We start from the raw sequence: 6,819 nt of genomic DNA, 5'->3' as shown, positions 1-6,819 counted from the left end.
CCCATTCTCGCGAGCCCAACTGTGTAGCTCCATGATGTCTCCGAACTTAAAAAAAGTGTGGAGTCTGCGTACGCTCGAGGCTATCCCGGGGAATCGTGACATGAGCAGTCTGTGCATCGGGCGCATCGCGCTTGGCAATTACCTCAACGCATGGGATGCATGCAATTGCATTTCCCTTCGATTCGGCAACGCTAATGGCATTAGAGATGATGTCAGGGGAGACGTATGCACGATTACCATCATGGATAATTACCATGTCGTCATCCAAAGCAAACTCTTTCAATTTAGTGAGCGCATTGAAAATTGACTGTTGCCCTGTCTCCCCACCGGGGACAATGGCTTTCAGCTTGGTAATACCGAACTCTTTTGCATAAGCCCGAAGAATTAAATCCCATCCGCTGAGGCAAGAAACAACAATTCCGTCGATGCTCGGATGACTCTGAAATGCCTCCATTGTGTAGACAATGACTGGCTTATCGTTAACATTAATAAACTGCTTAGGGATTTCGTTTGCCATACGAGAACCTATACCACCAGCAGTTAGAACCACATAATTTGACATTTTTACTCCCTTGCCTAGTCTAAAGCCCAGACTTTCATTCCATGAGTCACTCTTTGATCTACAGGAGGAAGCTGCATGTAGTCGCCATATAGACGAGTAAGGTAGTCATCCCAGTGTCGACAGGCTTTAAAGACATGCCCCTCGAATTCAAGCTCAACAAGATTGTTAAAATCTTCAAGGGGGAAACCAGGCTTATCTTGCTTATAAGGTCCCCACACCACATTACCGATTTCTTCTGTAGATCCAAATTGTGTCGCGCGCGCGCTGTATCGGTCATTTTTTGATACTCATACAAAGATGAGTGAGTAGCTTTATATATAGGAAGATAGAATTTTTTAGGCTCTTTTTTATAACTCCTCTGGAGGCTGAGATCGCAGCATCAATATTAATCACCGAACGAGCGGCTGCCTTCTGTTGCTTTTGCTGTTTACGCATAAGCCCAGCCCTCTCATTGAGATCTTGAGGCATCGAGTCTGCCGGGAAAATGTCTACCCACAAATGCTCTTCAAAGGCCCCTTCATATGCTGCCTCTTGTGCTCGGAATTTAGGATTAGCTAGCTTAAGAAAGGGAAGTGGGTTTCCATTAATGCCCATGCCCTCAAGCATCATCCCATCAGGACACCAATCAGGATTGTTCAGAAGCAAGTCAAAATCAGGCCTGGGGACAAGGATATCTATATCATCATCCCACGGAATGAATCCTTTGTGCCTTACCGCTCCAAGCAGTGTTCCTCCGTCAAGAGAATAGCGAATTCCATGCTCATCAAACACCTCGGAAAGTGAGAGAAGCATAGAAAACAGCTCTAGTTGTATTTCTCTGGTTGATAGTTCTCGCACACCCATACTCCTTAGATCAATGAGATATTCCATTTTGTGAAGCGCGAATCTTCCGTATGTAGTAAGACCTAGACGCAAGCAGAAGGGCATCTGTTGCCCAACGAACAAAACAAATAGCCTCGATATCTGCTCGATCAGATAGATACAGACACATCAAGGTAGCAATGTTTATAAGGCCAGTAAAAACGGTTGATGTGGTCAGCTCTTTAACATATCCCATGGCTCCGAGAACTGGCCATCCAATTAACATAGAGTAGAAGGAGAACAGGAGAACGGGAGAAACTAGGCACATAATACGTGCTCCGGCCACGTATTCTGTTCCTCCAAGCAGAAGCATTATGGGCTTAGATAAATAGCAATAGGCTAGGGTTCCAATCAAAAGGACTGGTAGCGCCATTAGCGCTAGTTTTTTTGCAAAAGAATAGTCGCTGCTATTCAACATATGAGGGTAGAGACTATTAGTAATAGGCGTATACAGTGCCTGAACAGCATTAACAGTAGTCAGAGTTAACGACCAAAAAGCAATACTTGATTTATCAGTAATTGCGAGTCCAATAATTATCGTTGTAAACCCGGAGAACAGCGATGAGCTGACGTTTGAAATGCAATAAATTGCGGAAGTTCGCAATTCGCATAACGTTGCTTGGATTGAAGGAAATGAGATCCATACTCGGAATAACCTTCGCATCGCCAGGAAGCTCCAGATAAGCCCCACTATGCCTCCTGCTATATCTGCAATAGCAACAAGAAGCAAATCTTCCGGTGTTTTTACGAATAGAAAACTAAGCGCGACAGTAAGGCCTTTTGAGACAAAATAGCGAGTCGTCAAAGGACCCATCTGCTCGTAGCCCTGAAATACAAAATCAGGCAGCAATGCCCTTAAAGATACCCCCACAAATGCCAACATTACATAGGTTAAGTTTTCACTCATAATTGGGATGAAATAACTAGCAACTAAAACAACCGCTACGAGAAATGCAAGTAGCAACAAACGAGCAAAGGTGATTGCCCCGACAAGCTGGGACACGGAGATCGTATCATCCCTCTTCTTTACAACGCCTTTTGTGCCAGACAATGTAAAACCAAAGTCCGCTATCGTCTGAATAATCCCCATAAAAGAAAGTACATAGGCATAAACTGCATAAGAGTCAGTCCCGAGCACTCGTGTAAGATACGGAACCAGCAGAAGCGGGAATATATACCTCAGTCCCTGAAGTCCGTACTGCCAAAATAAATTTTTATAAAAAGAAATATGTTTCATACTGACACTTCCAGAACCCTAAAACTTAGTGCAATAAATGACTTGAAGCTAAATTGCAGGTCACTTCTTCAGAGCCTCTACCAACAGAATTAGAAACACAGCAAGCTTTCTAAATCGGCACTTAAGAGCAACACAGAGAATCAAGTTGTCAAATCTTAAGTTTCGTAAATACACGCGATCGAATGCACCTTCACGTTTCATCGCTGAAGAAATGGATGAAAAGTTCGTGCTCTTTTCCGAATCATCCGAATCAGATAACTCACTTAGCTTCAGGAGATATAGGTATTGATTTACCTCTCCGACCGATGCTTCTATAGAGCAGGGCCCGCCCCACTTGTTTCCATAATCGATAAGTCGACGGTTTACGCGAATAATATCTTCAAGCTGGCTAGGTTTATATCGAGCTGTACTTGACGAGTCGTTAGGTCGGTAGTAATAAAGAACATCGTTGAGTTGCATGAGCGACGAAGAAGAGTCAACAATTGGAAGCAATTGAAACAGGTCTTCCCCATGCATCAATCCTCTATATGCCCCATAGGTTGTATTTAAATCTATGTGGCAAAGCCGTATGGCTTTGCCACATAGATTGTTAAATCGTCCCCTACAGACGTAAGACTTTACAGACTCATATTTCTCATTCTCGTATAGACCAGCCGGAAGCCCGAGGCCGGACATAGTCTTAAATGAGGAGTCACGGGAGTACTGAAAGGAAACGATATCTGCATTAGTCTCCTGAATAGTCTTAGATAGCAGCATGAGAGCATCACTGCGTAGACAGTCATCAGCGTCAACAAAGACTATTCAGGAGACTAATGCAGATATCGTTTCCTTTCAGTACTCCCGTGACTCCTCATTTAAGACTATGTCCGGCCTCGGGCTTCCGGCTGGTCTATACGAGAATGAGAAATATGAGTCTGTAAAGTCTTACGTCTGTAGGGGACGATTTAACAATCTATGTGGCAAAGCCATACGGCTTTGCCACATAGATTTAAATACAACCTATGGGGCATATAGAGGATTGATGCATGGGGAAGACCTGTTTCAATTGCTTCCAATTGTTGACTCTTCTTCGTCGCTCATGCAACTCAACGATGTTCTTTATTACTACCGACCTAACGACTCGTCAAGTACAGCTCGATATAAACCTAGCCAGCTTGAAGATATTATTCGCGTAAACCGTCGACTTATCGATTATGGAAACAAGTGGGGCGGGCCCTGCTCTATAGAAGCATCGGTCGGAGAGGTAAATCAATACCTATATCTCCTGAAGCTAAGTGAGTTATCTGATTCGGATGATTCGGAAAAGAGCACGAACTTTTCATCCATTTCTTCAGCGAGATGAAACGTGAAGGTGCATTCGATCGCGTGTATTTACGAAACTTAAGATTTGACAACTTGATTCTCTGTGTTGCTCTTAAGTGCCGATTTAGAAAGCTTGCTGTGTTTCTAATTCTGTTGGTAGAGGCTCTGAAGAAGTGACCTGCAATTTAGCTTCAAGTCATTTATTGCACTAAGTTTTAGGGTTCTGGAAGTGTCAGTATGAAACATATTTCTTTTTATAAAAATTTATTTTGGCAGTACGGACTTCAGGGACTGAGGTATATATTCCCGCTTCTGCTGGTTCCGTATCTTACACGAGTGCTCGGGACTGACTCTTATGCAGTTTATGCCTATGTACTTTCTTTTATGGGGATTATTCAGACGATAGCGGACTTTGGTTTTACATTGTCTGGCACAAAAGGCGTTGTAAAGAAGAGGGATGATACGATCTCCGTGTCCCAGCTTGTCGGGGCAATCACCTTTGCTCGTTTGTTGCTACTTGCATTTCTCGTAGCGGTTGTTTTAGTTGCTAGTTATTTCATCCCAATTATGAGTGAAAACTTAACCTATGTAATGTTGGCATTTGTGGGGGTATCTTTAAGGGCATTGCTGCCTGATTTTGTATTTCAGGGCTACGAGCAGATGGGTCCTTTGACGACTCGCTATTTTGTCTCAAAAGGCCTTACTGTCGCGCTTAGTTTTCTATTCGTAAAAACACCGGAAGATTTGCTTCTTGTTGCTATTGCAGATATAGCAGGAGGCATAGTGGGGCTTATCTGGAGCTTCCTGGCGATGCGAAGGTTATTCCGAGTATGGATCTCATTTCCTTCAATCCAAGCAACGTTATGCGAATTGCGAACTTCCGCAATTTATTGCATTTCAAACGTCAGCTCATCGCTGTTCTCCGGGTTTACAACGATAATTATTGGACTCGCAATTACTGATAAATCAAGTATTGCTTTTTGGTCGTTAACTCTGACTACTGTTAATGCTGTTCAGGCACTGTATACGCCTATTACTAATAGTCTCTACCCTCATATGTTGAATAGCAGCGACTATTCTTTTGCAAAAAAACTAGCGCTAATGGCGCTACCAGTCCTTTTGATTGGAACCCTAGCCTATTGCTATTTATCTAAGCCCATAATGCTTCTGCTTGGAGGAACAGAATACGTGGCCGGAGCACGTATTATGTGCCTAGTTTCTCCCGTTCTCCTGTTCTCCTTCTACTCTATGTTAATTGGATGGCCAGTTCTCGGAGCCATGGGATATGTTAAAGAGCTGACCACATCAACCGTTTTTACTGGCCTTATAAACATTGCTACCTTGATGTGTCTGTATCTATCTGATCGAGCAGATATCGAGGCTATTTGTTTTGTTCGTTGGGCAACAGATGCCCTTCTGCTTGCGTCTAGGTCTTACTACATACGGAAGATTCGCGCTTCACAAAATGGAATATCTCATTGATCTAAGGAGTATGGGTGTGCGAGAACTATCAACCAGAGAAATACAACTAGAGCTGTTTTCTATGCTTCTCTCACTTTCCGAGGTGTTTGATGAGCATGGAATTCGCTATTCTCTTGACGGAGGAACACTGCTTGGAGCGGTAAGGCACAAAGGATTCATTCCGTGGGATGATGATATAGATATCCTTGTCCCCAGGCCTGATTTTGACTTGCTTCTGAACAATCCTGATTGGTGTCCTGATGGGATGATGCTTGAGGGCATGGGCATTAATGGAAACCCACTTCCCTTTCTTAAGCTAGCTAATCCTAAATTCCGAGCACAAGAGGCAGCATATGAAGGGGCCTTTGAAGAGCATTTGTGGGTAGACATTTTCCCGGCAGACTCGATGCCTCAAGATCTCAATGAGAGGGCTGGGCTTATGCGTAAACAGCAAAAGCAACAGAAGGCAGCCGCTCGTTCGGTGATTAATATTGATGCTGCGATCTCAGCCTCCAGAGGAGTTATAAAAAAGAGCCTAAAAAAATTCTATCTTCCTATATATAAAGCTACTCACTCATCTTTGTATGAGTATCAAAAAATGACCGATACAGCGCGCGCGCGACACAATTTGGATCTACAGAAGAAATCGGTAATGTGGTGTGGGGACCTTATAAGCAAGATAAGCCTGGTTTCCCCCTTGAAGATTTTAACAATCTTGTTGAGCTTGAATTCGAGGGGCATGTCTTTAAAGCCTGTCGACACTGGGATGACTACCTTACTCGTCTATATGGCGACTACATGCAGCTTCCTCCTGTAGATCAAAGAGTGACTCATGGAATGAAAGTCTGGGCTTTAGACTAGGCAAGGGAGTAAAAATGTCAAATTATGTGGTTCTAACTGCTGGTGGTATAGGTTCTCGTATGGCAAACGAAATCCCTAAGCAGTTTATTAATGTTAACGATAAGCCAGTCATTGTCTACACAATGGAGGCATTTCAGAGTCATCCGAGCATCGACGGAATTGTTGTTTCTTGCCTCAGCGGATGGGATTTAATTCTTCGGGCTTATGCAAAAGAGTTCGGTATTACCAAGCTGAAAGCCATTGTCCCCGGTGGGGAGACAGGGCAACAGTCAATTTTCAATGCGCTCACTAAATTGAAAGAGTTTGCTTTGGATGACGACATGGTAATTATCCATGATGGTAATCGTGCATACGTCTCCCCTGACATCATCTCTAATGCCATTAGCGTTGCCGAATCGAAGGGAAATGCAATTGCATGCATCCATGCGTTGAGGTAATTGCCAAGCGCGATGCGCCCGATGCACAGACTGCTCATGTCACGATTCCCCGGGATAGCCTCGAGCGTACGCAGACTCACACGTTTTTAAGTTCGGAG

The 6,819-nt window shown here is 43.7% G+C and carries 7 protein-coding genes and 1 pseudogene; 4 read left to right on the top strand and 4 right to left on the bottom strand.

The window, feature by feature from the left end:
- Positions 1-46 precede the first annotated feature (46 nt).
- From DXV50_RS09395 to DXV50_RS09385, 4 genes are read right to left on the bottom strand one after another with little or no spacing between them, the layout of a single operon-like run.
- A complete protein-coding gene (locus DXV50_RS09395; RefSeq protein WP_117206064.1) occupies positions 47-562 on the bottom strand; it encodes an IspD/TarI family cytidylyltransferase in 516 nt (171 codons plus the stop codon).
- Between the two features lie 14 nt (positions 563-576).
- Positions 577-780, bottom strand: coding sequence for a LicD family protein (locus DXV50_RS10115; RefSeq protein ID WP_157967006.1), 204 nt, complete (start codon positions 778-780; stop codon positions 577-579).
- Between the two features lie 55 nt (positions 781-835).
- The gene (locus DXV50_RS09390) at positions 836-1,399 is read right to left on the bottom strand and encodes a LicD family protein (protein WP_232817528.1); all 564 of its coding nucleotides are present in this window, start codon (positions 1,397-1,399) and stop codon (positions 836-838) included.
- Between the two features lie 16 nt (positions 1,400-1,415).
- Positions 1,416-2,660, bottom strand: coding sequence for an oligosaccharide flippase family protein (locus DXV50_RS09385; RefSeq protein ID WP_117204605.1), 1,245 nt, complete (start codon positions 2,658-2,660; stop codon positions 1,416-1,418).
- A 1,539-nt stretch (positions 2,661-4,199) separates the two neighbouring features.
- Here DXV50_RS09385 and DXV50_RS09380 point away from each other — a divergent pair.
- The 4 genes and pseudogenes from DXV50_RS09380 to DXV50_RS09370 all read left to right on the top strand — a co-directional run bounded on the left by DXV50_RS09380 (position 4,200) and on the right by DXV50_RS09370 (position 6,721).
- Positions 4,200-5,444, top strand: coding sequence for an oligosaccharide flippase family protein (locus DXV50_RS09380; protein WP_117204605.1), 1,245 nt, complete (start codon positions 4,200-4,202; stop codon positions 5,442-5,444).
- Positions 5,371-6,033: pseudogene (locus DXV50_RS10110) on the top strand (LicD family protein); the annotation flags it as partial. The gene DXV50_RS09380 and the pseudogene DXV50_RS10110, both read left to right, overlap by 74 nt.
- Positions 6,034-6,077: 44 nt before the next feature.
- The gene (locus tag DXV50_RS10105; RefSeq protein WP_198666481.1) at positions 6,078-6,284 is read left to right on the top strand and encodes a LicD family protein; all 207 of its coding nucleotides are present in this window, start codon (positions 6,078-6,080) and stop codon (positions 6,282-6,284) included.
- 14 nt (positions 6,285-6,298) lie between these two features.
- A complete protein-coding gene (locus DXV50_RS09370) occupies positions 6,299-6,721 on the top strand; it encodes an IspD/TarI family cytidylyltransferase (RefSeq protein ID WP_198666480.1) in 423 nt (140 codons plus the stop codon).
- Positions 6,722-6,819: the final 98 nt, after the last annotated feature.

Source organism: Paratractidigestivibacter faecalis, assembly GCF_003416765.1.
Taxonomy (GTDB): Bacteria; Actinomycetota; Coriobacteriia; order Coriobacteriales; family Atopobiaceae; genus Paratractidigestivibacter; species Paratractidigestivibacter faecalis.
Note: the sequence above shows the minus strand (reverse complement) of the source record. Positions and strands in the feature narration are given on the sequence as shown.

Coding starts and splice junctions, on each gene's coding strand:
- DXV50_RS09395 (WP_117206064.1), bottom strand. CDS start 562: ATGTCAAATTATGTGGTTCTAACTGCTGGTGGTATAGGTTCTCGTATG.
- DXV50_RS09380 (WP_117204605.1), top strand. CDS start 4,200: ATGAAACATATTTCTTTTTATAAAAATTTATTTTGGCAGTACGGACTT.
- DXV50_RS09385 (WP_117204605.1), bottom strand. CDS start 2,660: ATGAAACATATTTCTTTTTATAAAAATTTATTTTGGCAGTACGGACTT.
- DXV50_RS09370 (WP_198666480.1), top strand. CDS start 6,299: ATGTCAAATTATGTGGTTCTAACTGCTGGTGGTATAGGTTCTCGTATG.